Annotated in this window: 19 protein-coding genes, 1 pseudogene and 1 riboswitch; of the genes and pseudogenes, 8 read left to right on the top strand and 12 right to left on the bottom strand. The window is 64.9% G+C overall.

From position 1 onward, the window contains the following. Positions 1 to 8: 8 nt before the first annotated feature. Positions 9 to 914 (top strand): SDR family oxidoreductase, encoded by a 906-nt coding sequence (locus BW934_RS12035; RefSeq protein WP_084182599.1) that lies wholly within the window; start codon positions 9 to 11, stop codon positions 912 to 914. A gap of 158 nt (positions 915 to 1,072) precedes the next feature. Here the strand turns inward: BW934_RS12035 and BW934_RS12030 are convergent, their stop codons facing one another. Genes BW934_RS12030 through BW934_RS12020 form a run of 3 tightly spaced genes read right to left on the bottom strand, consistent with a single transcriptional unit; the run spans position 1,073 to position 6,487 of the window. Then, a complete protein-coding gene (locus BW934_RS12030) occupies positions 1,073 to 3,436 on the bottom strand; it encodes a peptidoglycan-binding protein (RefSeq protein WP_234969770.1) in 2,364 nt (787 codons plus the stop codon). A gap of 11 nt (positions 3,437 to 3,447) precedes the next feature. Beyond that, positions 3,448 to 4,881, bottom strand: a complete 1,434-nt coding sequence (locus BW934_RS12025) for a hypothetical protein (protein ID WP_076348436.1) — start codon at positions 4,879 to 4,881, stop codon at positions 3,448 to 3,450. Next, positions 4,868 to 6,487, bottom strand: a complete 1,620-nt coding sequence (locus BW934_RS12020) for a DUF4855 domain-containing protein (RefSeq protein ID WP_076348434.1) — start codon at positions 6,485 to 6,487, stop codon at positions 4,868 to 4,870. Before BW934_RS12020 ends, BW934_RS12025 begins: the two co-directional genes overlap by 14 nt. 251 nt (positions 6,488 to 6,738) lie before the next feature. Further along, a riboswitch (cyclic di-GMP riboswitch) is annotated at positions 6,739 to 6,823 on the top strand. Between the two features lie 238 nt (positions 6,824 to 7,061). On the opposite strand from BW934_RS12020, the gene BW934_RS12015 reads away from it, so the two are divergent. Then, a complete protein-coding gene (locus BW934_RS12015; RefSeq protein ID WP_076348432.1) occupies positions 7,062 to 7,511 on the top strand; it encodes a hypothetical protein in 450 nt (149 codons plus the stop codon). Between the two features lie 4 nt (positions 7,512 to 7,515). Here the strand turns inward: BW934_RS12015 and rpoN are convergent, their stop codons facing one another. From rpoN to BW934_RS12000, 3 genes are all read right to left on the bottom strand, one after another. After that, complete coding sequence (gene rpoN, locus BW934_RS12010; RefSeq protein WP_076348429.1) at positions 7,516 to 8,781, bottom strand: RNA polymerase factor sigma-54; 1,266 nt, start codon at positions 8,779 to 8,781, stop codon at positions 7,516 to 7,518. Beyond that, positions 8,781 to 10,169 (bottom strand): amino acid permease, encoded by a 1,389-nt coding sequence (locus BW934_RS12005; protein ID WP_076348427.1) that lies wholly within the window; start codon positions 10,167 to 10,169, stop codon positions 8,781 to 8,783. Before BW934_RS12005 ends, rpoN begins: the two co-directional genes overlap by 1 nt. 324 nt (positions 10,170 to 10,493) lie before the next feature. Next, entirely contained in the window at positions 10,494 to 12,047 is a 1,554-nt protein-coding gene (locus BW934_RS12000) for a sigma-54 interaction domain-containing protein (RefSeq protein WP_076348425.1), read from the bottom strand. A 273-nt stretch (positions 12,048 to 12,320) separates the two neighbouring features. On the opposite strand from BW934_RS12000, the gene pruA reads away from it, so the two are divergent. The 3 genes from pruA to rocF are packed head-to-tail and all read left to right on the top strand — an operon-like array spanning position 12,321 to position 16,038. Next, positions 12,321 to 13,871 (top strand): L-glutamate gamma-semialdehyde dehydrogenase, encoded by a 1,551-nt coding sequence (gene pruA / locus BW934_RS11995; RefSeq protein WP_076348423.1) that lies wholly within the window; start codon positions 12,321 to 12,323, stop codon positions 13,869 to 13,871. 43 nt (positions 13,872 to 13,914) lie between these two features. After that, positions 13,915 to 15,126 carry an ornithine--oxo-acid transaminase gene (locus BW934_RS11990; RefSeq protein ID WP_076348421.1) on the top strand — a complete coding sequence of 404 codons (1,212 nt, stop codon included), beginning with the start codon at positions 13,915 to 13,917 and terminating at the stop codon, positions 15,124 to 15,126. A gap of 15 nt (positions 15,127 to 15,141) precedes the next feature. Continuing rightward, positions 15,142 to 16,038: an arginase gene (gene rocF / locus BW934_RS11985; RefSeq protein ID WP_076348564.1), complete on the top strand. Its 897-nt coding sequence runs from the start codon at positions 15,142 to 15,144 to the stop codon at positions 16,036 to 16,038. A 93-nt stretch (positions 16,039 to 16,131) separates the two neighbouring features. Here rocF and BW934_RS11980 read toward each other — a convergent pair whose 3' ends face one another. The 3 genes from BW934_RS11980 to BW934_RS11970 form a co-directional block, all read right to left on the bottom strand. Further along, positions 16,132 to 16,410 (bottom strand): hypothetical protein, encoded by a 279-nt coding sequence (locus BW934_RS11980; RefSeq protein WP_076348419.1) that lies wholly within the window; start codon positions 16,408 to 16,410, stop codon positions 16,132 to 16,134. A 117-nt stretch (positions 16,411 to 16,527) separates the two neighbouring features. After that, the gene (locus BW934_RS11975; protein ID WP_076348562.1) at positions 16,528 to 17,577 is read right to left on the bottom strand and encodes a glycoside hydrolase family 130 protein; all 1,050 of its coding nucleotides are present in this window, start codon (positions 17,575 to 17,577) and stop codon (positions 16,528 to 16,530) included. A 32-nt stretch (positions 17,578 to 17,609) separates the two neighbouring features. After that, positions 17,610 to 19,010 carry a transglutaminase-like domain-containing protein gene (locus tag BW934_RS11970; protein WP_076348417.1) on the bottom strand — a complete coding sequence of 467 codons (1,401 nt, stop codon included), beginning with the start codon at positions 19,008 to 19,010 and terminating at the stop codon, positions 17,610 to 17,612. Positions 19,011 to 19,276: 266 nt separating this feature from the next. On the opposite strand from BW934_RS11970, the gene BW934_RS11965 reads away from it, so the two are divergent. Further along, positions 19,277 to 20,203 carry a hypothetical protein gene (locus tag BW934_RS11965; protein ID WP_076348415.1) on the top strand — a complete coding sequence of 309 codons (927 nt, stop codon included), beginning with the start codon at positions 19,277 to 19,279 and terminating at the stop codon, positions 20,201 to 20,203. Between the two features lie 154 nt (positions 20,204 to 20,357). Here the strand turns inward: BW934_RS11965 and BW934_RS11960 are convergent, their stop codons facing one another. Both BW934_RS11960 and gabT read right to left on the bottom strand, forming a co-directional pair. Continuing rightward, positions 20,358 to 21,848 (bottom strand): aldehyde dehydrogenase family protein, encoded by a 1,491-nt coding sequence (locus BW934_RS11960; RefSeq protein ID WP_076348413.1) that lies wholly within the window; start codon positions 21,846 to 21,848, stop codon positions 20,358 to 20,360. Next, positions 21,835 to 23,157, bottom strand: coding sequence for a 4-aminobutyrate--2-oxoglutarate transaminase (gene gabT, locus BW934_RS11955; protein WP_076348411.1), 1,323 nt, complete (start codon positions 23,155 to 23,157; stop codon positions 21,835 to 21,837). The genes BW934_RS11960 and gabT overlap by 14 nt, the downstream gene beginning before the upstream one ends. A gap of 233 nt (positions 23,158 to 23,390) precedes the next feature. On the opposite strand from gabT, the gene BW934_RS11950 reads away from it, so the two are divergent. Then, positions 23,391 to 24,824 (top strand): sigma-54 interaction domain-containing protein, encoded by a 1,434-nt coding sequence (locus tag BW934_RS11950; protein ID WP_076348409.1) that lies wholly within the window; start codon positions 23,391 to 23,393, stop codon positions 24,822 to 24,824. A 119-nt stretch (positions 24,825 to 24,943) separates the two neighbouring features. Here the strand turns inward: BW934_RS11950 and BW934_RS11945 are convergent, their stop codons facing one another. Then, complete coding sequence (locus tag BW934_RS11945) at positions 24,944 to 26,260, bottom strand: ArnT family glycosyltransferase (protein WP_076348407.1); 1,317 nt, start codon at positions 26,258 to 26,260, stop codon at positions 24,944 to 24,946. Between the two features lie 346 nt (positions 26,261 to 26,606). On the opposite strand from BW934_RS11945, the pseudogene BW934_RS15575 reads away from it, so the two are divergent. Beyond that, positions 26,607 to 26,746 (top strand): annotated as a pseudogene (locus BW934_RS15575) (IS256 family transposase); the annotation flags it as partial.

Genomic DNA, 26,746 nt, shown 5'->3' with positions numbered 1-26,746 from the left:
AATGACGCATGCCCACAACCACCATGTCTCCGAACGCTCCGACGGCTGGCCAAACGCCCACGTATCCCACGTCGTTTCCGCCGCAGCATCAGAACAAGCAGCCCGGCGTGGAGTCGCAGATGAACCCGCGCCCGTTCTTCGACCACCCGGACTACCGCGGCGCGGGCAAGCTCAAGGACAAGGTGGCGCTCATCACCGGCGGCGACAGCGGCATCGGCCGCGCTGTCGCGGTGGCGTTTGCCAAGGAGGGGGCAGACGTCGTCATCGCGTACCGGGATGAAACGGCAGACGCCGAAGAAACGGTGCAACACGTGGAGCGGCACGGCCGGCGCGCCCGACACATCGCCTTCGACGTGTCCAACCCAGCGGAGTGCCGTCGCGTCGTGGACCAGACCATCCAGGCGTTCGGCAAGGTGGACATTCTGGTCAACAACGCGGCCCGCCAGCATCCCCAGGCGAGCATCCTGGATATCACGCCGGAGCAGCTCCACGCGACGTTCGCGACCAACGTGTTCGGCTACTTTTACATGATTCAGGCGGCGTTGCCGCACATGAAGCCGGGCGCCTGTATCCTCAATACGGCCTCGATCACGGCTTACCGCGGCCACGAGACGCTGATCGACTACGCTGCGACGAAGGGCGCGATTGTGTCGTTGACGCGATCGCTCGCGCTTTCGCTGGCCAAACAGGGCATTCGCGTGAACGCGGTGGCGCCGGGGCCGATTTGGACGCCGCTCATCCCGGCGAGCTTTGGCGCGGACGAGGTGGCCAAGTTTGGCACGGACACGCCGATGGGCCGCGCCGGTCAGCCGGCGGAGTTGGCGCCGGCGTACGTATTTCTGGCGTCAGCCGACTCGTCGTACATGACGGGGCAGGTGCTGCACGTGAATGGCGGCGAGATCGTCAACGGGTGAGGTGCCCGTGCACGCGGCGCCTCGGCTGGGACTGGTGTTGACGCGCTGGGTCAAGGCGCATGGGGCGCTCACGATCTCGCCCGCACGGACTCGCTCCATGATCACGCGAAGAGGCGAAGAGGCGCCCCGGTGTTGGGGCGCCTCGGCGCGGACATTCGTCAGTTTTGTGGGACCAAGCTGACCGTGCCGTTTGCCGGGATGAAGCCTGTCAAGAGCGTCCCGGCGGCGTAGCCGTTCGACACGGTGGGATCCTGAGCCGCAATCTGAATGGTGTACACGCCGCCCGAGGGCTGCGCTGAGTTGGCAACCACCCAGTCTCCGCTGTGCAGATTGAGCAATACCGAAGACAGGTTGCCCACCTGGTAGACGGGAATGGTGGTGGCCGTTCCGGCCGGGTTCTGCACAATGACGCGATACACGTTGGTCAACTTGATATACTGCGAGTCGACCCAGCCATAGCCCACCACGTGGTACCAAGGCACGACGTACGGGCCCGCCATGCCCTCGGCGACCTGGTCAATTTTCACGGTGGTCCCAGCCGGGATGAGATTGGCGTTCGACTGAGAAGGCTGGATGTACTGGACCCACATGCTGAACGTCCAAATGCCGTTCGGGTTCGACATGTGCATGACCTGCGACTGGAACTTCTCGACCGCGGCCTGCGTCAGCGGGCCAAACTGCCCGTCCACGGTCAGCCCCGCGTTGATGGTCCGGTTCAGGAACTGCTGAACCTCCACCACGGGTTGACCGAAGCTGCCGACACTTAGCTGGCCAAAGAACTGCTGATTCTCACCCTGCGCGATGGTCGGGTAGTACGGAACGCCGCCATTCGGGTAATACGGATCCTGCTGCGTTACCCCTTGCGCGCCGTTCATGTAGTACACCGGTTCCGCTGTCGATCTCGGAGCGGGCGGATTGTTGGACGGCGTGTACTGCACGTACGCATTCACGTTCGATCCGACGGAGCTCGCAAACTGCGTCATGATGGCCGCAATGCCGCTTGCCCAGGTCTTGGCTGTGGCGTAGTTCACGTTCATTCCGCTGAGCGTCGGCGTCACGTACAAGCTCGCGCCCGGCGTGAGGTAGTTCATGCGCACGGTCCACGCCTCGAATCGGATGGCGTAGTCGTCGCTCGGGAATACGCCCGCATCCTGTCCGGGGTTCGAATCGTAAGCGCCGTAGCCAAACAGATTGTTCTTCTGAAGGGCAATTTGGCTTTGCCCCCACGCACTCTCGAGGATGGCGTGCGAGACAAGGTAGTTGGCGTCGACGCTGTACAGGTTCTGGGCGTCCATGAACGAATTGCCCAGCCCATTGAGCGGCGAGCTGTTCTGCAGCAGAAACTGGTTGATGCTCTGCGCATTGATGTTGGACGGCGCCGGATAGCGCAGGTCGACATTCGTGAACGACCCGCTGCTCGTGCCCGTGGAATTGCCGGTCGCATTCCCGGTGGTGTTGCCGGTGGCATTGCCCGTCGCGTTCGACGTGCTGTTGCCCAAGCTGTTGCCCGTCGAGTTCCCCAAACTGTTGCCCGTCGAGTTGCCGGTGACGTTGGACGAGCCCGTGGTGACGTTCGTCACGGTATTGCCGCCTGGCACGGCGCCCGTGGCGTTGCCCGTCGAGTTCCCGGTGCCGTTGCCCGTGCTGTTCGCGGGATCTGACCCGGTGGTGTTGTTCGACGGATCGCCCGTCTCGATCACGACGGGAGCTGGCTTCATGTCCCACTCGGTTCCCTGCCACGTCGAACCGATGCCCAGCCGCTGCAACGCGTTCATGACGTACCAAACAGGCATGAAGGTCGTGAGCTTTCCGGATGCCGGATCAGGGTACACCACCGCGGGCACATTGGCGACCACGGTCTGGCCGATGGCGATGGCCGCACTGCCCGGCCCGTACGAGATCTTTCCGTAATTCACGGTCTGACCTCCGGGCGGCGTGAGCGTCCAAACCCCTCCCTGCCACGTGCTCGCAATGCCCGCCTTGCTAAGCGCCTGCATGACGTACCAAATGGGCATGTACGCTGTCCCCTGGTACGTGAAGCCGATGGGCTTCGAAATCAACCTGCCGTTCCATACGATGCGCTTCCATTCGACTTGCTGAACCAGCGAGCTGCGACTGGAGAGTACGGTCATCACCTGGCGATAATCGGCCACCGCCTTCGCCAAAGCCCCCCAGGTCAGGGGACCCACAATGCCGTCCGTCTGCAGGCCCATCGCCTGCTGAAAAGCCTTCACTTCGGCCTGCGTGGTGGCGTCGAACAGCCCGCTGGCTTGTCCCACGTCATAGCCCAGGGCATTCAGGGCGTTCTGCAAAATTTCCACGTACACGCCCGTGGATCCGTAGCTCAGCATGGGATACGATTGAACACCCGCGAGGGTCAGGGCAGCGACCGGCACGTTCAGCGACGGCGCCGAAGCGCTCTGCGAGCTCGAGGTCTCAGCCAGCGCGGGCGCCGGCGTTGTCAACAGCACTGTTGCAGGCAGTGCCGCGACCGCGAGCAGGCGATGCGTCTTCACAAACATGACCTCCATTCTCATGACTGCGGTTGCGTAGAAGTGACGGACGACGGAAGGACCGGAGGTAAGTTCGGTGTGACGATATTCAAGCGCTCGACCGAAGGCCCGCTGGGTCCAGGCGACACCTGGAGCGCGCCCATGGCCACCGTTCCGCCCAGCGATGGCATCATCTGATTCCACGTGATGGTGATGCCCTGCGCGGGAACCTTGACACTGAGACGGCCCTTGGCCGGGATGGAGACGTCGCGCGTGTCCAGCACGGGCACGACCGTCCACGGACCGCCGGGTGTCGTCTGGTAAGCCACACCGCCGAGCGCAGAAAAGGTGGCAAACCCATATCCCTCAGGCACAGAGGGAACGGTGACGACATACCCTTGGCCGACTCTTGTGACCACAAGCTGATTGAAGAATTGGTAGGCTGACGAGATGGCGGCCTGCGCGTCAGCGGTCGAGGTGAACAGCGACTGCCCGCCTCCCGACTGGAGGGTAGCCTCCACTTCGTCAGCCGGCGGATACCAGAGCCGCCACGTGTTGGCGCCCGTTTCGACATCTCCTTGCAGACATTCGTGCAAATTCGACGCCAAGGTGTCCAATTCCTGCGCGGTCATGTACGACGCTGGATCCCAGTTTTCTGGAACAAGGCCAAGGGCGCTCGCCCACGCCGTCGGCGATCCGCCTGGCTGGTACGCCGCGTCCTGCTGTGAAATGCCGAGCGCATTCCACAGAATGGATGCCGTTTGCGCCCACGTGATGGGTTGAAACGCGCCGGATGACGACGCGGATAAGGGCGAATACCAGCCCAGACGAATGGCCGCCTCCACCGCGCCCCACGCCGGCGAGGCTGTCGGCAAGTCGGCGTAGGGACTCGGCCCGGCTGGCGCGGTCGACACGCCGAGATCGGACGCAACAGCGGCAAGCACGTTCCACACAGCCACCTGCTGGTTGGGAAGCGCCTGGGGCACAGCCGACGCGTCGAGGTTCACCTGATTGCCGGTCGCGCTGGCCTGAATGCCCAACCGACCGAGGATCTCCTCCGCGTTCGTGAGCGGCAGAAACACCTCAGGGGTGGCCGCCCCCGGTGGCGTGGCGATGACCGTCGGCACCTGTTCCACGACTTGCCCGTCGAGCACCACGAGCGCCCCGCCTTTGCCCGCTGGCCCAGGCGCCTCGTCCATCGGCACCGATGGCGGGGCCGAAACGCTGAATTGGCCCTTCGCCCACGTCGCGGTGAAGCCGAGCTGATGGAGCACCTGCATGAGGTCCCACAGCGGAATGTACGTTTCGTTTCCCTGAATCAGCGCGGGGACGGACAGGGAACTCGACGTCCCCACGGACACGCGAACCGTCGAAAAGCTGCCATGTCCCTGGGCCAATCCGGCCTGCACCGAGGCCGGGACGACCAGACTGCTCGCGCACAAGGGCGCCAGAAGCCACGCTCTACGAACCGCCATGAAGGGCCACCCCCGCGATAAAGCTCGCCGTTGTGTCGTACGCGACGCGCGCCAATCCCGTCGATCGCGCCGAGGTCAACAGCAGTTTGGAACCGTCGTAGTAGGCGTGCGACGCCTGATTGGAGCCAAAGCCGTACGCCGACAACTGCGCGAGCGAGCTGTCGTAGAGCGCCTGGTCCTGGTAACTAATTCCTGTCAACTCGACCTCCACGCCCATGCCATACTGCGCGGCGGTCTGCGCGGCGTTCACCATGCGCGCGAGATACGCCTGCGATCCCTGCTCCACAAAGTTGGGCTGAATCCACGCGGCGGAAAAGCCGAGCGCCTTCCAGTCCGCGATGCCCGCCGCTCCGTAGAACGGGATCCAAAACAAGGGCAGATGGTGAGACGCGGCCAGCTGGGAAGCGAACTGCACGTACGCGGCTTCGCCCGGCATGGTCTCGCGAAACTGCTCTTCATTCCAATAGAGGCCGACCAGCTGGAGATTCGTGAAGTGAGCGCGGTTCCAGTCGCTAAGAAGTTGCTGTACATACCAGCTCTCGGCCGTCTCGCGGGCTTGAAGCGCGTCGGGATCGGTCGGAGACCCGGCGAATTGCACGGGCGATCCGGCGACGGTGCCGAACGCGGCCTGGCCGTAGGCAAAGTAAGGCAGCGACAGCACCACGCGCTCTTTGAAGCCAGGGCGGTGCAACACCTGGTTGACGTAGCCCACCGCTTCGTTCAAGGCGGAAAGCTGCTTACCGGGGGAAAACAAATCCTGCAGGTACGCGGATAGCCCGGCCTGCGTGGTCGGCACGGAGCCGTAGGGCAGAAACAAGATCGTGTCGAATAAAGGCGCCGTGATCTGACCTCTGTCGTTCACATAGCCGAGCATGGGCACGAAGTCCTGTTCGCTCCACGTGCCAAGAGAGCCGTTCGCGCCCGTCTCGACCAGCAGCATATTGCGGATGCCATAGGCGTTTGGCGCCGTCGGCGAGAGCGGGCCGAGCGGCTTGTCCAAATTGGCGGCCACCGGTGTGAGCGTGCTCGCTGCCGCGCCCGTGCGGGTCGTGTACCCCTTGACGTCAAAACCGTCCAAAAACACCCACACATCGACAGGGACGACGATGCGCACGGCTGACGCCTCCACCCCACGCGGCGACGACCACGAAAAGGTCTGCGCCATCACGTTTCGAGTGCTCTGCGGATACGCGGACGCCTCGCTGCCGGCTGTGTACCACCGGCCTTGCATCTCGAACTGGAATTCGACGTCGCGCGGGAAGTAGATGCCAAGGGGAAAATCCTGCAGTGCGCGGACCGAGACGGAAACCACATCGGCGGGTTTGGGCAGCGTCAGGGTGATGACGCGCTTGCCCTGATGGCTGAACCCTCGCCACGTGTCGAACGAAGTGATGTCGCCGGGATACTTGGCCTCCTCCGCCGCAAACACGGGGTCGGGCACGCCGTCGATGGACACCGTCACCTGACCCTCCTGGGTTAGATCCTGCGGAACGCCGCTCGGCGCAGTCTGCGCGTGCAGATTTCCCGCAAACGCGGCCACGGCGCCAACCACCGCGCATGCGCTCAGCGCGACGGCTCCGCGGAAGCGAAACGCCAATGCCAACACACCCTTCTTCTCTGGTGATCAGACCTCATCGACAACCAGCGACATGGATACGGTTCGATCGTCAAGCCGATTTTTTAAGGGCATATCGGAAACATTTCTCAACTTCTGATCGCAGAGCGGCCGGTTGCCCCGGCGCCCTTTCATCGCGATGGTTGGCGCATGTCTTCGCGGCAACGCGCACGGACAAAAAATTGTGACGGATTGACGACATCCGCATTCTGCGGGTATACTGAGCCCAAGACATTGTCGATCACGACGGTGGACGCGAAGATCTCAGGCCGTCATCTGGGCACATAAGGCCTGAGGGAGCGAGTTGTGCAACCGGCCACCCGCGTACAACGCGTGGGTGGCTTTTTTCACTTGTAGAACAAGATGCCGTCTGGTGCGGCCCGTATGGGGGTACAGGGGAAAAGAAAACATGGTTGCGCCATCAGATGGCAAACGCGGCTGGGTTGCCTTGCACCCAGCCGCGTTTTTGTTGTCCGCCTCGGCAGTCCGCAACTTGACAGCCGCGATCGCCAGTCATACAATTGCATACGAACGTATACAAAAATACACGAAAGGTTGGGATGGTATGCGTAACGCTCACCCTCATCATCCCCGGGGCTGGGATGGCCATGGCGGTCACCACCGAGGCCACCGAGATCACCCTGCGCTCGGCCGGCCGCCAGGTCCTCAGACGTTCCGGCGCGCACGCGCACTGCAGTTTCTCGAATTTCTCAATGTTCGCCGCGCGACGCTCATGCGCCAGTTGGAGCAGCCCGAGTTTCAAGATCTGCGGCCCACGATCCTCGGCGAGCTGAAAGCCGTGGAGACTGTTCGGGACGAATTCGTGGCGCTGTTTGACCTTTGGCCGGATGAGCGCGGCCCGAGTTCTCCGGCCGACGAGCGTTGGGGCGAGCAAGCGGACGAGCGCAGAAAGGGTCCAGACGGCACCTCGCGCGAGGCGGCCCTCGGCGAAGAACCGCCCAACGAGACGCGCGGACCCGAGGACCCTGGTGCCGGCGGCAAGGATGGGGACTAAGACGTCACCGCTTCCGTTGAAACGAGTTGGGAATGCCCAGTGCCTCCCGGTATTTCGCAATCGCGCGGCGCGACAAGGTGCAGCCCTCTTCGGCCAGAAGATTCGCAATCGCCTGGTCAGACAGAGGGTTCGCCTTGTCCTCCGCCCGCACGAGCTCGGCGAGGCGCGCCTTCGCGGCCTCCTGCGACCACCCCGGCGCCACCTCGACGGAGAACAACCGCTCCATGCGCACGAGCCCTTGCGGCGACGCAAGAATCTTGTCCTTCACTGCCCGACTCACGGTCGACTCATGCACCCCGATCTCGTCGGCGATATCGGCCAGGCGAAGCGGCCGGATGCCGACGGGCCCCCGCTCCAGGTACGCCGTTTGACGTCGCACGAGCGCCTGCGCCACCATCTGCAGCGTCATGCGCCTGCGCTCGATGGCCCGCATCCACCAGGATGCGCGCTTGAGCCGCGCCGAGACGAACCGCCGCGCCTCCTCGTCTGCGCTCTGCACGAGATGCCGGTACTCGGCGCGGAGCTCGAGGCGCGGGGCCGCCCAATCGGTCACTTCGACGCTCCACTCGCCCTCGACCTGGCGCACGATCACATCGGGTACGAGCGGCGCGACGGGTTCGGCCGCCACCGCCGCCGCGGGCGCTGGGTGGAGGCGCCGAATGCGGCGAACGGCCTCCTCCACCTCGGCGCGCGACGTCGACAGGGCAGCGGCGATCTCGTCCAGGCGTCCCTCCGCGAGATCCACCAGGTGATGGCGGATCACGGCCTCCATCACCGAGCGAATGGGCGCGCGCTCGTTTCGCAGCTGAAGCAGGAGGCAGGACTCGAGATCCTCTGCACCCACGCCGGGCGGATCGCACGACTGCAGGGCGTCAAGCGCCGCGCGCGCCACGTCGGGCGTCACGCCGAGCCTTGCGGTGACGGCGTCGAGGGGCTCGGCGAGGTAGCCGCGCTCGTCGAGATCGTCGGCGAGGTAAAGCGCCACGCGGAGCACGGGCTCGGGCAGGCGCATGAGGCGCAGCTCCTGCTTCAGCGCCTCGGCCAGCGTGAGGGGGCTCGAGACGCGCGCCAGCGGATCGACATCGTCCGCGCGCGGGGCGGAGATGGGGCGCGGACGATCGTACCGGAACAGAGGCTCCTCCTCGGCGAACCGCTCGAGTTCCTCGGCGAGATCGGCCGACGAGATCGCCAAGACGTGCAGCGAGAGCCTCATTTCGGCCGTGAGCCGCAGCTCCTGGCGCATGGCGAGCTCGAGTCCTAAGGATTGCATTACGACTTCCCCATCCTTGGCTTGTAGATGAGGTAATAGCTCAAGAGCACGATCGCGATGATAGGCACGCCGGCGTAGATGGCGACGCGCTGACCGGGGATGAACAAGAGGCTCACCGCGATGGCGAGGTTCAGCACCACGCCGAGAATGGGCACGACGGGATACCCGGGCGTGCGGTACGCGAGCTGGGACACGTCACCGCCGTCGCGGACGTACTTGCGGCGAAAGCCGATCTGAGATGCGCAGATGATGGCCCACGAGAGCACGGCGATGAGCCCGATGCCCGAGACAATCCACAGATACAGCGTGTTGGGTGAGACGTCGTACAGCCACAGCGAGAGCGTGCCGACCACGAGCGTCACGATGACAGACCAGACCGGCACCTTTTGTTTCGAGAGGTGCGTCAAAAAGCGCGGCGCCATGCCGTCGAGCGCCATGGACCAGAGGAGTCGCGACGACGCGTAGGTCCACGACGATCCGGCCGACAACGCCGAGGTGATCACGATGAGGTCCATGATGAGGTGCGCGGACGGGATGCCTGCCACCTGGAAGATGGTCGCGAAGGGGCTGTCGTTCACGCCCGCCTTCTGCCACGGAATGATGCCGACCAAGACGATCATCGAGATGACGTAGAACAGAAGAATGCGCACGCTCGTCGTCCGCACCGCGCGCGGCACGGACGTCGCCGGGTCCTTCGACTCGCCCGCGGCAATGCCGATGAGCTCCGTGCCGCTGTAGGCGAAGCTCACGGGGACGAGCGCGAGGAACACCGCGCCGAGCCCGTGCGGGAACAGCCCGCCCTGGCCCGTGTAGTTGCGCAGGCCGATGGCCGGGTGTCCCGTCAGCCCAAAGAGCGCCAGCACACCTGCGACACAGGCGGCGATGATGCCGATGACCTTGATGCTCGCAAACCAGAACTCGCTTTCCCCGTAGACGCCGACGCGCGTGAGGTTGAGCGCCAAATAAATGGCGGCGAAAATCGCGTACCACGCCACGTCCGGCACGTGCGGCAAGTACTGATGGATGATGATGTCCGCGGCGATCCACTCGCCGCCAATGGTGAAGGCGCCGTTCAGCCAGTACAACCACGCGCTCAGATAGCCGATGGACGGGCTGATAAATTCCTGCGCGTAGGTCTTAAACGATCCCGCCACCGGCATCGCCGTCGCCAACTCGCCCAAGCACATCATGACGATGGCGACGATCACGCCGCCGAGCACGTACGCCAGCACGGCGCCGCCCGGGCCCGCCTGGTTGACGGTGTAGCCGGAGCTCAGAAACAGCCCCGTTCCAATCACTCCGCCGATGGAGATCATGAACATGTGGCGCGCCTGCATGCCCCGGCGCAACTTGGATTCTTTCTCGAGAATGTCGTCCAACTGCTTCATGCGCGACGTCGTCTCTCCTCATCTAGCTCGCGACAACGCTTACACGTGCGGCCGCGGCGTGACTCGCATTTGACTCCCGTAGTGTAGCAAATCCCGTGCCAACTGTGCGACGCCCCCGCAGGTGGAATCGCCCGACCCTTTCACACTTTCCTCGAGCATGTGCGGAAGCCCCGTCAGCGCCCGGCGTGCGTTGGGCAGGCACCCGCTGCGGCGTGATGCCGCCTGCCGCGGCGTGCAAAGAAATTTGGCACCGCCCATTCGCTTTGCACCGGAAACAAGCGCTTGTCTCCTGCAAGCCGTTGCAACCTCTTGCATGCGCATGCGTCAACGGCGGTACAGCGCTGGATCCACGTCGACCTCGTGCAGCCAGTACTGCAGATTCTGCCGGGACATGCCGAGCCGCCTCGCTGCCTCCGAGACGTTGCCCCGCGTCTCGGCGAGCACCTCCCGCAAAAGCGACCGAGCGTAATCGCGCATCCGCTGCCGAAAGGTGGCCCCAGGCATCGGCGACGCCAACGCCTCGCGGCTTTCCGGCCCGGTCCCCGCCAGCCGGTCCGTCAACGTGACCGGTGCCACCGTGGCGCCACCTGGCGTGCCGCTGCGCGCCGTAAGCTCGCGCTCCCCACCCTCGCGCCCACCTTCGATGCCCTCGCCGGCCGAAGCGTCTTCCGCGGCAGCCCGGCCCGCCTCGAGCGCCCGTTCCAGCCGCCGGCGCACGTAGCCCGGCAGATGTTGAAAGCCAATCCACGCCTCGTCCTCCATCAGGTTCATGGCACCCTCAATCACGTGCTCGAGCTCCCTGACGTTTCCTGGCCAGTCGTACGCGAGAAAGGCGTCCATCAGCCTCGGTTCGCAGCCCTGGACGCGCAGGGAAAACAGGGTGTTCAACCGCCGAATGAAATGCTCCACAAGCGGCGGAATGTCGGCGCGGCGGAATCGCAGAGGCGGCACGGTCAGCGTCACCACGCTCAAGCGATAGAACAAGTCGGCCCTGAGCCGCCCCTCGCGGATGGCGCGCGCCGGATCCTCGTTCATCGTCGCCAGGATGCGGACGTCCACGGGCCGGTCTTTCACGTCCCCCACCCGCCGCACGACGCGCTCCTGCAACACCCGCAAGAGCTTCGCCTGAAGCGGCACCGGCATCGCGTTCAACTCGTCCAACAAAAGTGTGCCGCCGTTCGCCTGCTCGATCAGCCCGGGCCGGTCGACGGCGCCTGTGAACGCCCCGCGCGAGGTGCCAAACAGGATGCCTTCCACGAGCGTGTCCGGAAGGGCGGCGACGTTCTGCGACACAAAGGGACCGTCTCGCCGCGGGCTCGCCGCATGAATGCCCTGGGCCAACAGCTCCTTGCCCGTCCCCGTCTCCCCGGCGATGAGGACGGACGAGTCGGTCCGAGCCGCGCGCCGCGCCTGCTCCAGGACCTCCCGCATCGCCGCGCTTTCCGCGATGATGGACGCAAACGAGTAGCGCACGCCCGCCTGGCCAAACGCCGTGTTCCTCAGCTGCTCGACGCTCGTGACGTCGCGGGCGATCTCGACGGCCCCCACGATGCGCCCTCCGGCATAGACGGGAAACGTCCGATTCACCGTCGTGATGGCCTGGCCGCGCCGATTGAAGTACGTCTGGCGCACGTCGTCCCTCCGCACGCCCCTGTGCACCGCGTCCAGGAGCGTGCTCCCCGCCGCGTCCGGAAACGTGAACACGTCGTCAATGCGGCGGCCCATCACGTCCTGCCGCGACATCGCCTCCATGTCCGCCATCTTGCGGTTGTAATACACCGTGACGCCGTTCGCGTCCACCGCGTGCACGCCTTCGTCGAGCGCATCGAGCGCGGCTTCCAGCAGCATTCGCCGCACTTCCCCATCCTCTACCCGCATTCTCCGCCTCCTCTTCGCATGTTCCAGGCTCGCTTGCATCAATATACAAAAAGCCTGCGCGCGACCCGCGCCGTCCGCATGCAAACCTAGTTTGCAGCGCGTTCGCGTGAAGCGCAAGAGCCTCTTGTCACAGCCGATCCCGCCAAACGGCCGAGAAAGCGCACTTTTTGCCTTCCCTCTGGCCATTTGGCACAAACTTTGCTTCGATAGTATCCGTAGAGCCTGCGCGAACTGTGGCCCTACGCATCACTCGTTCTCGGAGGAGGCCCTAGCATGATTCCGTATCGCCCAGAACCACTGACAGACTTCAACAACCCGGCGAACCAGGAGGCGTTTGCCGCCGCCCTGGCCAAGGTCGAGCAGGAACTTGGCCGCACCTATCCGCTCGTCATCGGCGGCAAGCGCATCGACACCGGGCGCTACATTGAGTCCATCAACCCGTCCAAGAAGGCGGAGCTCGTCGGCCGCGTCGCCATGGCGGGCAAGGACGAGATCGAACAGGCGCTCAAAGCCGCTTGGGACGCCTACCGGACCTGGTCGCGCATGCCTGTCATCGAGCGCGCGGCGCTGCTTTTCAAGACCGCGGCCATCATCCGCAGGAGAAAGCACGAGTTCTCGGCCTGGATGCTCCTGGAGGCCGGCAAGAGCCGCGCAGAGGCCGACGCGGATACCGCCGAAGCCATCGACTTCCTCGAGTACTACGGCCGGCAGATGATCGATCTCGCCCGCCGCGCGGACGACCTGCTCACGCCACTGTCCGGCGAGGACAACCACATCGAGTACATCCCGCTCGGCGTAGGCGCCATCATCCCGCCCTGGAACTTCCCGCTCGCCATCGTGACGGGCATGACGGTCTCCGCCGTGGTCGCTGGAAACACGGTGCTCCTGAAGCCCGCCATCCAGACGCCCGTCATCGCCTACAAGCTCGTGGAGGCGCTTGAGGAGGCGGGCATGCCGGCAGGCGTGGTCAACTTCGTCCCGGGCGATCCGGCCGAGATCGGCGACTTCATGGTGGGCCACAAGGATGTCCGCTTCATCTCGTTCACGGGATCGAAGCAGGTCGGCCTGCACCTGAACGAGCTCGCGGCGAAGCAGATTCCCGGCCAGCGGTGGATCAAGCGATTCGTCGCAGAGATGGGCGGCAAGGACGCCATCGTCGTGGATGAAGGCTACGACGTGGAGATGGCCGCCAAGACGATTGTGCAGTCGGCGTTTGGCTTCTCGGGGCAGAAGTGTTCCGCCTGCTCGCGCGTGATCGCCCACGAGTCGCTGTACGGGGAACTCGTCGATCGCGTCGCAGAGCTCGCGAAGGCGTTCAAGGTCGGCGACGTGCGGGACGCGAGCGTGGGCACGGGCCCCGTCATCGACCAGAAGGCGTTCGAGAAGATTACGAGCTACATCGAAATCGGGCGCGGCGAAGGCCGGCTGGTGGCGGGCGGCACGGCCTCGAACGAAGTGGGCTTCTTCGTGAACCCGACGGTCTTCGCGGACGTGAAACCGGACGCGCGCATCATGCAGGAGGAGATCTTTGGGCCGGTGGTGGCGTTCACGAAGGTGCGCTCGTTTGAAGAGGCCATCGAGGTCGCCAACAGCACGGACTTTGGGCTCACGGGATCGGTCCTGTCCAACAACCGCGAGCACCTGGCCTACGCGCGGCATCACTTCCACGTGGGCAACCTGTATTTCAACCGGAAGTGCACGGGCGCCATCGTGGGCGTGCACCCGTTTGGCGGCTTCAACATGTCCGGCACCGATTCGAAGGCCGGCGGCCCGGATTACCTGCTCCTGTTCACGCAGATGAAGAGCGTGTCGGAGCTTTTGTGACGATACTCGGCGGGCCATGGGCCCGCCTCTCGAGGTGAGGCGCATGACGACACAGGTGACGGGCCGCGACGCATTGCGGCTCGAAGAGCAATACGGCGCACACAACTACCACCCCCTCCCCGTGGTGCTCGTGAAGGGCGAGGGCGTTTGGGTGTGGGACGCCGAGGGGAACCGGTACCTCGATATGCTGAGCGCCTATTCTGCGCTCAACCAGGGCCATCGCCATCCGCGCATCATCCAGGCGCTGAAGGAGCAGGCGGACGCCATCACGCTGACCTCGCGCGCGTTTCACAACGACAAGCTCGGCCAGATGTACGAGCGGATCGCGAAGCTGACGCACAAGGACATGGTCCTGCCGATGAACACGGGGGCTGAGGCGGTGGAGACGGCCATCAAAGCCGTCAGGCGCTACGCGTACGACGTCAAGGGCGTCCCGGCTGACCAGGCCGAGATCATCGTCGCCGAGCACAACTTCCACGGCCGGACGACGACCATCATCTCGTTCTCGAGCGATCCGGAATACAAACGCGGCTTCGGCCCGCTCACGCCCGGCTTCCGAATCATCCCGTACGGCGACATCGAGGCGCTCAAACAGGCCATCACCGAGAACACCGCGGCGTTTCTCGTCGAGCCCATCCAGGGCGAGGCAGGCATCATCGTGCCGCCGGAAGGCTATCTGCGCCAGGCGTACGAGATCTGCCGCGAGCGCGGCGTGCTGTTTGTGGCGGACGAAATCCAGACGGGCCTCGGGCGCACGGGGCAGATGTTTGCGTGCGACTGGGAGGGCGTCATCCCAGACGTGTACATCCTCGGCAAGGCGCTCGGCGGCGGCGTGTTCCCCGTGTCGGCCGTGGCCGCCAATCGGGACATTCTGGGCGTCTTTGAGCCCGGTTCGCACGGCTCGACGTTTGGCGGCAATCCGCTCGGCGCAGAGGTGGCGATCGCGGCCCTCGACGTGATCGTCGAGGAGAAGCTGCCGGAGAAATCGCGCGCGCTCGGCGAAAAGTTCCTGAGCTGGCTCCGGGAGCTCAAACACCCCGCCATCAAGGAAGTGCGCGGCAAAGGGCTCTTCATCGGCTTGGAGCTCAAGGAGAAGGCGCGACCCTATTGCGAGCGTTTGAAGGACGAAGGTCTCTTGTGCAAGGAGACGCACGAGAACACGATTCGATTCGCGCCGCCCCTTGTCATCCGCGAAGACGAGCTCGCGTGGGCGTTTGAGAAGATCCGAAGCGTCTTCGGCGAAGGCGCGCGCTAGAAAGCAGGGATGGTCATGCGAGACATTCACATCATCGGCGTCCCGTCCGACTATGGCCAGAACCGGCGCGGTGTGGACATGGGCCCCAGCGCCATCCGCTACGCCGGGCTCAAGGAAAAGCTCGAGCGGCTCGGCTACGACGTGTCCGATCTCGGCGACGTGCCTGTGCCCACGCCCGAGACGCGGCGAATCGAGCATCAGAAGCTGAAGTACCTGCGCGAGGTGGTCTCCGTCTGCGAGGCGCTCTGCGAAAAAGTCGAGGGCGTCCTGAAGGGCGGCCATACGCCCGTCATCCTCGGCGGCGATCACTCCATCGCGCTCGGCAGCCTCGCCGGGATCGCCCGCGCGGGTCAGCCGTTTGGCGTGATTTGGTTTGACGCCCACGGCGACATGAACACGGATGAGACGACGCCTTCCGGCAACATCCACGGCATGCCGCTCGCGGCGAGCCTCGGCCTCGGCCACGAGGCGCTCACGGGCATCGGGGGGATTCGGCCGAAGGTGAAGGCAGAGAACGTGGTGCTCGTCGGGGCGCGCTCCATCGATCCAGAGGAGCGAGAGCTCATCCGCCAATCGGGCATCCACGTGTTCACCATGCAGGACGTGGATCGCCGGGGGATGGACGCCGTGATGCAGGAGGCCATCCGCATCGCGGCAAACGGCACGCGCGGCATCCACTTGAGCCTCGATCTCGACGCGCTCGACCCCATGTTCGCCCCGGGCGTCGGCACGCCGGTCAACGGCGGATTCACCTACCGGGAGGGCCATCTCGCCATGGAGTTGCTCGCGGCGAGCGGCAAGCTTATCTCCGTCGACGTCGTCGAGGTCAACCCCATTTTGGACCACCGCAATCAGACCGGCCGCATGGCCGTCGAGTTGCTCGAATCGCTGTTTGGCAAGCGCGTCATCTGACGCTGGGATGCAGACGCTGGGATGCAAAAGAGGGTGCCCCTGTTGCGTAGGAGGCACCCTCTTTTGCGCGTGTGGCGCGGGCGCCAGGCGCCCTCAATCGTTCTCCACGTAGCGCACGTCGCCGAGGCCCGCGACGTCCTTCTGAACCTCGATGCGCCCCTGCGCGTTCTCCCCGAGCACAATCCAACGGCACTCCGGCAGTTCCGAGAGCGGCCGATCGGCGAGATCGCCCAGGTCGCGCAGCCGAAACATCTCGCGCACCTGTTCGGCCACCTCCCCCAAGGTCGCCCCGGGGTGCTGGCGCAACCAGCGGCGCGTCTTGCGCGCGAGGTCCTTGCCGGATCGCGTCAAATACAAGATTTCTTGGTCCAAACGACATTCCACCACCCATCGCTTGTTAAAGATCAATATACAAGAAAAAGACGGACGCAACATCAAAAATTCGCTAGAAAGCTTCGCGATCACGCCCACCTTTTGTGGCGCACCCCATCAGGCGAGGCTGTCGAGAATGTCGCGGATGGAGAGATCGGCGCCTGCGAGCGATTCGTCGGCCACCCCGTAGTACATGTGAATCACGTCGCCTTCCACCCAGGCGCCGCAGGAGAACACGACGCCGCGCAGAAAGCCCGTCTGCTCGTACGGGGCCTCGGGTTTCAGGACGGGCTCGGCCGATCGCGCCAGCACCTTCGACGGATCGGCCAAATCGACCAGGCAGGCGCCCATGGCGTATTCGTTCTTGTCGTTGGCGCCGTGGTACAGGAGGAGCCAGCCCTTGTCCGTGCGGATGGGCACGGCGCCTCCGCCGACGCGCAGGCTGTCCCACTCGTGCCGCCGGGGCGCGAGGAGGAAGCGGTGGTTGCCCCACGCGCGCAGATCCGGCGATTCGGCAATCCAAATGTCGAGCTCCCCGAGCCCGCGGGGCGCCGGCCGATGGAGCAGGTGGTAGTGCGTACCGACGCGCTCGGGGAAGAGCACAGCGTCCTTGTTCTCGGGCGGCAGAATGAGGCCGAGGCGAAAGACGTGCCGGAAGTCGCGCGTCGCGGCGAGCCCCACGGCCACGCCGTGATCGGACACGGCTGTGTAGGTGATGTAGTACACGCCGTCGATCTCGGCCACGCGCGGATCTTCGACGCCGAACGCCTCGTACTGGGTCTCCGGCGCGAGAAACGGTTTTTCCTCAATGGTAAAGTGTCGCCCGTCCCGGCTGCGCGCGAGGCGCAGGTGCGACATGGAGGTGAGCCAGACGGTCTCGCCCGTGTCCTTGCGGCGGACGGCGCGCGGGTCCGAAAAGTCGTAGTGGGGATCGGACCGCTTGAACCAGTGTACCTCGACGGCGCGGCGCATCGGATTGTAGACGGGGACGCCGACGGCATCCTCGTCTGCGCTGGCCTGCTCGGCGACGCGCAGGACGAGGACCGTCTCATCGCGGACCCTCGCCACGCCGGCATTGAACGCGCCAATGACGCGCATGTCGGGGTGAGAAGGCGGCACGTCCTGCGGCGTGATCAGCGGATTCTCGAAATAGCGGTTCACGTTCACGCGAATCTCCCCCTTGCCATGGCGGTGGAAGCTCACCAATCGGCGATCTCGCCGCCGCGATGATTTTGGGCAAACACGCTTGGCGGCGGGTCAAAATCGGTGTCGCGGACGGAAGACGGAGGAGCGACGCCGCGATCGCTCAAATAGACCGCGTCGAAGGTGGGATCAAAGGTGACCCACCGCGCCCCGTCCCACGCCTCATCCCATTGGTGCGGTCCCCACCCCAACTCCCCGAGGCCCTGTCCCTGGATGACGAGGGCAGGGATGCCAAGCGCGCGCAGCAATCCTGCGGCCACGCCGGAGATATCCTGGCACACGCCGCGGTGGAGCGCGAGGGTGGTGGTCATCTGCTGCCACGGGACCTGGTTGTTCAGGTAGGCGGGCCAGTTGTACCAGATGTTTTGCGAGGCCCAATCGGAGATGGCCCGAATCTCGGCATCCACCTGCTGCGGCGTCTGGGCGCGCGTGATCCCGGCCTGCTTCACGATGGACGAGGCGAGTTGGGCCACGGCTGGCGACTCGTTGGCGTTGATGAACCAGCTTTGCAGCAGGCCGAGCGCCTGGAGCCCTAAACTTGGCGCAGCCGATTCGATGGCCCGGCTGTAGGCGATGGTGCGGCGTTGGAGGGCGGTGGCGTTCAGCACCTCTTCCACCTGGACCTCGAGCGTGCCCTGAAAGGGTAACCGTATCGTGGTGTCGAGGCGGCCGTGGACCATAGGCGCGCTGTAGCTGTGCGTCTCACTTGGGTCGTCGTTGGAGCGCACGGTGATGAACGCCTCGCCCGTGAAGCCATCCGGCGTCTGGAGGCGAATGGGCAGCGCGGGCGTCAAGGGATTGTAGAGGGCCGAAGAGGTGACGCCCGGCTCTCCGTAAAACCAGGGCTCTGGCCAGAGATCTCCCGGCGCCTGGGCCGCGGTCGGGGCGACACCTGAAGAGGGGATGGAAAGCGGCGGGACGGGATCCAGCGCGGCGAACTTTGCGCCCTGCCACTCGGTCGCCACGTGAAACGCAGCGAAAAGTTGGCGCAACGCATCCACATCCACGTAGAGTTGACCGTTTCTCGCGATGACATGCGCGTCGATGGGGCCGCCGTACGTGACCTCGTCCCCGTGAGCCGGCTGCCAGTACCAGATGTACAGGGGGCCAGTCTTCGGCAGCGACTGGGGAAAGGACGGCAGATCTCCCACCACCCAGCCGCTTGAAGTGAGGGCCTGCGGGATGTGCATGAGGTTGAGCCAAGCGACACACGCGGAAAGCGGCGCGTACACACGCCCATCGATGTGCTGCCAGGCGACGGCCACCTGTCCCACGCCCGGGACAGCCAAGGCGCCACGCGCCCCGTCGGCAGAAGCCGCGGCTTGCTGGGGAAAGGCGGCGAGCGAAATCCACGCGGTAACCAACGGTCCAAGAGCGGTGATGGCGCGGCGTCTCATCGGCGACAGGCACCTCCAGCTGCTCGACAGGCGTTCAGGCCGAGCGTGACAAGCACATGCTGCATCAATACGCCGTTGATCGACCAAATCCTGCATGCCTCGCGCGATCGCCGTCGATATTTCTCGGGAAATCACGTGCGTTGTCGAACGAAGGCACGGACAGGAAATGAGCGGCTCGTGTCGAAGAAGATCAAGGGGAAATGCAGGAGACGCGCGGACGCTCCCTCGCCCGCGCCGGCGCTACACACCACGAGGAGGATCTCAAGATGCCCAAAGCGAAAACGTATGGTTACGCCCTGCTTTCGGTGGCCGTTGCGCTGTTTCTTGCGACGGGATGCGGAGGCGGATCGTCCGGCGGGAGCCCACCGCCCATCAACAACACGACGAACGCGACCAACGAAACGCAGAACACGTCCAATGCGAGCGGCAATTCCGCAAACCCTGGGGGAAGCACCAACACGTCCAACAGCGGCATGCCGCAGAACTCCACGGGTTCCTCCCCAGGAGGGTCTCAGCCTGCCAACGCGGGCTCGTTCCCGTCCATCGTGCAGCAGGCGATGACGAGCCTTGGCAAGAATGGGTTCCAAGGCGCGGATGCCCCGACCTACGTGCCACAGCCGTCGGGCGGCGGATCGACGTCCTTCAACGCGCATAACACGCAGCCGAGCGCGCACGGCCCCCAATTCCTCGTGGGTTATCACGTGGATCTCCTGACGGGAGGCCAGACGTTCGCTTCGTACGAGGTCGACCACTTCGTCTCGTCGAGCCAGGCCGCGGAGAGCCTCTCATCGTTCGCCAGCGCCGTGCACGGAGGCCAGCTGCCGTCAGGCGGGACGGGCATCCTCCTGCCCAACAATCATTCGGCCCAGATGGCGACCATGGGCAATTCGACGGTCGTGTACTGGTCCGAGAACGGATGGAACTTCCAAGTCGTCAACGAGAACACGTCCGTGCCGCCCACACCCATTGTGGACAAACTCGTCAACGCGCTCGCGAACACGTCCTTGCCCTCAACCGACGGCATCGGGCGCGTCATCGTCGACAATACGGACCCGTCGGGATCGGACGTCACGGTAACGGTCATCTGGAGTCAGAACGGGAATGTGTACGAGGTGCAGACCACAAACAGCGCCGAGTCGCCCATCTCGTCCGCGCTGCAGATGGCGAATTCGATGCAACCGTACTGGTCCTAACGCGCAAAACACCGAAACCGGGCCACAGGCAAAGACAGGCAAAGGGCGCACCGCTTGGAGGAGCGGATGCGCCCTTCGCCCGTGCGGTTGCGACGCAGCGGCGTCCGCGCCGCGCTTCGTGGTTCAGCACCGCGCTTCGCCGTCCGCACTACGCTTAGTTGTTGTCGATCTGTGCGCGCTGCAACCGGCCGCTGTAATCGACATAGACGGTCTTCCACTCGGTGAAGACGTCGAGCGCCGCCTGACCCGAATCGCGGTGGCCGTTGCCGGTGGCCTTGGTGCCGCCAAACGGCAGGTGAATTTCGGCCCCGGTCGTGCCGGCGTTCACATACACGATGCCGGTGTCGAGATCGCGCATGGCGCGAAACACGCGGTTCACGTCGCGCGTGAAGATGCTCGCCGACAGCCCGTAGCGCACGCCGTTGTTGACCCGGATGGCCTCCTCGAACGAGTCGACGGCCATCACAGAGAGGACGGGGCCGAAGATCTCCTCCTGGGCGATGCGCATCTCGGGGCGAACCCCTGCGAAGAGGGTCGGCGCGTAGTAGAACCCGCGGGCGTAGTCGCCTTCGGAAAGCCTGCGGCCGCCGGTCAACAGGTGGGCGCCCTCGCGCAGGCCAAGCTGGACGTAGTGATCGATCTTCTCGAGCGCCGCCTCGTGGATGACGGGCCCGACGTGGACCGCCGGGTCGAGCCCGTCCCCGACCTTGAGCGCCTCGACGCGCGGCAGAAGCTTGGCGAGGAGCGCCTCCTCTGCGGCGCGCTCCACAATGACGCGGCTCGCCGCGGTGCAGCGCTGACCGCTCGTGCCATACGCGCTCCAGACAATCGCGTCCACGGCGAGATCCAGGTCGGCGTCGGCGAGCACCGTGATGGCGTTCTTGCCGCCCATCTCGAGGGAGACGCGCTTGAGATGCGCCCCGGCCACGCTCGCAATATGCCGCCCGGTCTCGGTCGAGCCGGTGAACGAGATCACGTCGATGCCGGGGTGGGTCAGCATGGCCTCGCCGACGACGGGCCCGTCGCCAAAGACGACATTCAGCACGCCCGCGGGGAGCCCCGCCTCCTCATACACCTCGGCGAACGCCCGCGCGAGAAGCGGCGTCTCTTCGGCCGGCTTCCACACGACAGCGTTCCCGGCGACAATGGCCGGGAGCGACTTCCACGACGCGATGGCGATGGGGAAGTTCCACGGCGTGATGATCCCGACCACCCCGACCGGCGCACGCACGCTCATCGCAAACTTGTCGGGCAGCTCGGACGGCGTCGTCTGGCCGAACAGCCGCCTTCCCTCCCCCGCCATGTAGTCGGCCATGTCGATGGCCTCCTGCACCTCGCCGCGGGCCTCTTCCAGCACCTTGCCCATCTCCATCGTGAGCATCCGGGCGAGCTCCTCTTTGCGCTCGCGCAACAGCTGCGCCACCCGCTGCAAGACCTTCGCCCGCTCGGGGGCAGGGACGAGGCGCCACGCCGCCTGCGCCTCGCGCGCCGCGCGCACGGCCTCGTCGAGATCGTCCGGGCCCGATCTCGCCCAGGTGCCGAGCACCTCGCCGTTGGCTGGGTTCACGTTTTCGCCGTACTGCCCGGTCTTTGGCTCCTGCCAGCGGCCGCCAATGAAGTTCAGGCATGGCTCAAACCGATGCATGCGCGTCTCCCTCCTGCACCTCGCGGACGACCGCCGCGAAAATCTCCAGTCCCTCGTCGAGCACGTCCCAGGGGATGTTTAAGGGGCACAGGAAACGGATGGCGTTGTTGTACACCCCGCACTTCATCAGGAGAAGTCCCCGCTCCATCGCGCGGCGCAACACGGCCGCCACCATCTCCGCGTTCGGCTCCATCGTCTTGCGATCCCGCACAAACTCGACGGCGAGCATCGCGCCGCGCCCGCGCACGTCCCCGATGAACCTGCACTCGCGCATCAGCTCGAGAAGCGCGCTCCGAATGCGATCGCCGACCTGCTCGGCGCGCTCGACGAGCCCCTCAGCTTCCATGACGTCGAGCACCGCGAGCGCCGCGCTCGCCGCCACTGGGTTGCCGACGTAGGTGCCGCCAAGCGTGTTCTCCGCGGGCGCGTCCATGATCTCGGGCCGCCCAAAGACCCCGGACAGCGGCAGGCCAGCCGCGATCGACTTGCCGCAGGTCATGAGGTCCGGCACAACCCCCTCGTGTTCCATGGCAAAAAATCGCCCCGTCCGCCCGTAGCCGGTCTGGATTTCGTCCGCGATGAGCAAAATCCCGTGCTTGTCGCAAAATTCTCGCAAGACCGGGAAGAATCCTTCCACCGGCACGATGTAGCCGCCCTCGCCCTGGATGGGCTCGACGATGACACAGGCGATCTGCGCCGGATCGAACCAGGTGACGGCGGCGCGCTCCAAAAAGCGCTGGAACTCTTCGAGCCGGGGACCATGCGTGGCACTTGGGAACGGCAGCCGGTACACCTCCGGCGCGTACGGCCCGTAGTGCGCCTTGTACGGGTGCAGCTTGCTCGTCAGGCTCATGGCCATCAGCGTGCGCCCGTGAAACGCGCCGTCAAACGCGATCACGCCTGGCCTCCCCGTCGCCCGCCTCGCGATTTTAATGGCATTTTCCACCGCCTCGGCGCCCGAGTTGAAGAAAAGCCCCTTGGCGCCTGGAATCCGCGTTTTCGGCGCCAGCCGCTTGGCGAGATCGATGAGCGGCGTGTACGGGAACATGGTGTAGTCGGTGTGCGTAAAGCGCTTCGCCTGTTCGATCACGGCCGCCACGACCCGCGGGTGACTGTGCCCGACGTTGAGGCACCCGACGCCGCCCACGAAGTCGATGTAGCGGTTCCCGTCGAGATCGTACAAAAGGCTGCCTTCGGCCTTGGCGATCATGGCAGGGAGAAACGGACGATACGCGCGCGCCAGATACGTTTCGGCGTCCTGCAGATAGGGGGCGCTCGCCGCCCCTGGCAGCGTTTGGACACGAGCCATGGTGCACCGCCTCCTTCAGCGAGTCTGCCTCAAGATATGGAGCAAGTGCCGTGCCAGGTGCCTCGCAGCGAAGGCTCGGCGCCGCGCAGGGCGAGCGGTGAGCATTCCATCGCCACAAGCCGCAGGCGCGGGCATTGGGGTGCGTACAGGCGCAGATGCGGTGTATGATGATTCTGAGAGCGCAAAATGGAGGCGCAAAACGCAAAACTGGGGCTGCGCGAGGGGGCGAAACGATGGAGCCGAGCGTGGCAGCGGACGTCTGGAAACTGTATCAAGAGATCCTCGAGTTCGCGCCGATCGGAGTGCACGCGGTCGACCGCGAGGGCCGCACGCGCGTGTACAACCGCGTCATGGGCGAGATCGACGGATATCGCCCGGACGAGGTGCTGGAGAAAAACGTGTTTGAGCTCTACGAGCTCGACGAAAACACGAGCACGCTCTGGCGCGCGCTGAAGACGGGGCACCCGGTGCAGATTGAGGAACAGGTGTACGTGGCGCGAAACGGTCGGCGCGTCGTGACGCAAAACCGGACGAAGCCGGTCGTGATCGCCGGGGAGATCATTGGAGCCATGGAAATCGCGGTGCCGCGCCGGGAGGAAATCCGGGGCCAAGCGGGGGCACCGGGTTCTCGGCGGCAGTTTACCTTCGCGGACATCCTCGGTGAAAGCCGGGCCATAAGGCGCGCGGTCGATCTCGCCGAACGCGCCGCGCGAACGGACCTGCCGGTGCTCATCATTGGGGAGACGGGCACGGGCAAGGAGCTCGTCGCCCAAGCCATCCACGGGGCGAGCGCGCGGCGCCAAGGCCCGTTTTTGGCGCAAAACTGTGCAGCGTGGCCGGAGGGCCTCGCGGAGAGCGTGCTGTTTGGCACGAGGCGGGGCGGATTCACGGGCGCGGTGGATCGGACGGGCGTGTTCGAGATCGCGTGCGGCGGAACGCTGTTTTTGGACGAAGTCCACGCGATGTCGCCGGCCGTGCAGGCCAAGTTGTTGCGCGCCCTGCAGGAGGGCGAGGTCTGGCCCATCGGCGCGCGACGGCCTGTGGCCATCGACGTGCGCGTCCTTGCGGCGATGAACGTGCCGCCGGGCGAAGCGGTGAGCCGCGGACTTCTCCGGCCGGATTTGCTGTACCGCGTCGGCGCGGTCGCCATTCACCTTCCGCCCCTGCGAGAGCGGCCGGAGGACATCCTGGTGCTTGCCCGCGCCTTCTTGGCGAGGTACGGCCATGGCCGCGAGGTGGGCTTGTCGAGCGAGGCCCGGAGATTTTTGCTGCGCCACGATTGGCCGGGCAACGTGCGCGAGCTCGAACAGACGGTGCGATCCGCCCTTTGGCTTTGGCCGGAGGCACGCGAGCTGTCGCTCGAGATGCTGAAAGCGGCGCACCCGCTCTTTGGGGCGGAGGCCCTGACCGCGGAGGGTGCGGGGGCGCGGGACGGAGGCGCGGAGACGGCGCGTGGAGCGGAGCGAGCGACGGAGCGCAAAGCGGCGTGGAGCACGACGTCTGGAAGGGAGCGTGGGGCGGCGCCGCGCGCCGAGCGACCGTCCGACGATGCGATCCGCGCGGCCTACGAAGCGGCGTCGGGCAACCTGTCGCGCGCCGCGCGGGCGCTTGGCATCAGTCGGCAGCGGATGCAGTATCACGCGCGGCGGCTGGGCCTGAGGCCGTGATCGCCAGACGCGGTGGACGGCAGGAGCGCCGACGGGGCGAGAGCCGTTGAGGTGAGGCCGGAGGGCGGGAAGCAGCGCACGGCCCAAGGCGCGCACGCCCGCCCGTATGCGGGGCGAGGTCAGCGAGACGCCCGGCGCCTCGTCCCTCCTCGGGCGGATGTGCGCTTGCCCCGCTTGCCACCCTCGCCGACGATGGCCCGAATCAGCGCCCAGGCGCCCACAGGAACGCCGGCGAACATGAGCCAGTCGATGGGCACGTTGTACCTCTCAAAGGCGAAGAAGAAGCAAAACACCGCGGTAAAGTAGAGCAGCGTGAGCCAGATGAGCACGAGCTCGCGGCGGCGTCCGCGCGCAAAGACCATCGCGACGAAGTGGCCCACGATGGACGCATCCACCACCCACGTCTGAAGCCCGCGCAGCGAGTCCTCCGTCAGGCCGAAGATGGAGATCGGCAGGTATGCGCGCAGCCACAGGATCTGTGGTTTGATCCACAGGTAGGTGGTCCAGAACGAAGACGGGTTGGTCTTCAGCCACTCCCCCATCCGCTTGAAGGCGATTTGCTTTTGCAGGCGAAACCACGTCAGTTCGTGCATCGACTGTGGCCGCAAGTTGGGGTACTCCCGCAGAAGCTGGTGCTCAACGGCGCCCTCGTTGGCTGGCGGCGGATAACCATAGCCCTGAAAGGTGCCGAGCAACAGCGGATTCCAGCTGTCATCCGTGAACAGAATGAAGCGATGAAACACCAGCTCATTCCGAATCCACCACGGCGCCATGAACGCGACGCCGACGGCGATGGCGACGCCGAGATGGCGCCAGAGCAGCGGACGGGGATAACCCTTCATCAGGAAGTAGAGGAGCGCGAACACAATCCAGAGCGCGACGTTGGGCCGCACGTAGATGGCAAGCATGAACGTCACGGCCAGTCCGAGCACGTCCCGGAGCCGCCTCGACTCTGCCACTTTGAAGGTAAAGTCAAACATCCAAGCGAAAGCCGCCATGAAAAGCGGTTCCGTGAGAAACAGCGTGTCCACCTCGATTTCGGGCGGATACATCGCAACGGCCAGTGCGACGACTGCGCCCACCCAGGGACGCGTCATCCTTGCAACCGCCCGGTAGATGCCGACGATGCCCAACACGGCAATGAGGGTGAACACGATCTTCCCCACGTACAAGCCGGTGACGCCTGTCCCAAACAGCCAGATGATCCCGGCCAACAAAAACGTAATTCCGGGCATCATGTGCACGGTCGGTGCGTTGGGCGTGTAATACGAGAAGGTCCCCTTCTCAAGCAGCCACAGCGCGCTCCGGTAGTAGCCCTCATCGTCGCTGTGAATGGATAGATGTGGCCCGTAGGCGAAAATGGTAATCAGGCGCGGCGCCAACGCGACCAGCCACAGCCACGCCGGCGCCCCCAGCCAAGTCCTTCTCATGCGCATGGTGAAAACTCCTGTACACGTTTTGAGGCTCGCTTCTGGCCGCGATCGAAACTCCGCTTGTTAGTCTATCACAACCGGGTGCGTGAGGCGGCTTCCATCAAACGGAGTACGTATGAGGTTCTCTTAGGATCACGGTCACCACCGTAGCACCGCGGACGCACAACCTCGCGCCGACTTGAGGCCTGACTTTGCGAGCACCAAAAAGAGACCCGGGAGAGTGTAAAATGAACTGTGTAAACAGCCATGCCCGATTGGGTACAAGAGGCGGATGAAAATTGGCGGGCCTCTATTTTCTTATCAAACTCCCCGAATCCCGGAGTGGAGTCTACAAGGGGAGTGAACGTACATGGAACTGCTATCCAAGGAGCAAATCCGTCAACTCATTCGAGATGGCAAGTTGAAGGATATTCACGACGTCCAAAGCATGCTCAAGGATCTTTTCGCGAGCACCGTCCAAGAAATGCTTGAAGCCGAATTGGACACGCA

It is taken from the genome of Alicyclobacillus vulcanalis (assembly GCF_900156755.1).
Taxonomy (GTDB): Bacteria; Bacillota; Bacilli; order Alicyclobacillales; family Alicyclobacillaceae; genus Alicyclobacillus; species Alicyclobacillus vulcanalis.
This window is presented reverse-complemented; position numbering and strand designations above follow the sequence as displayed.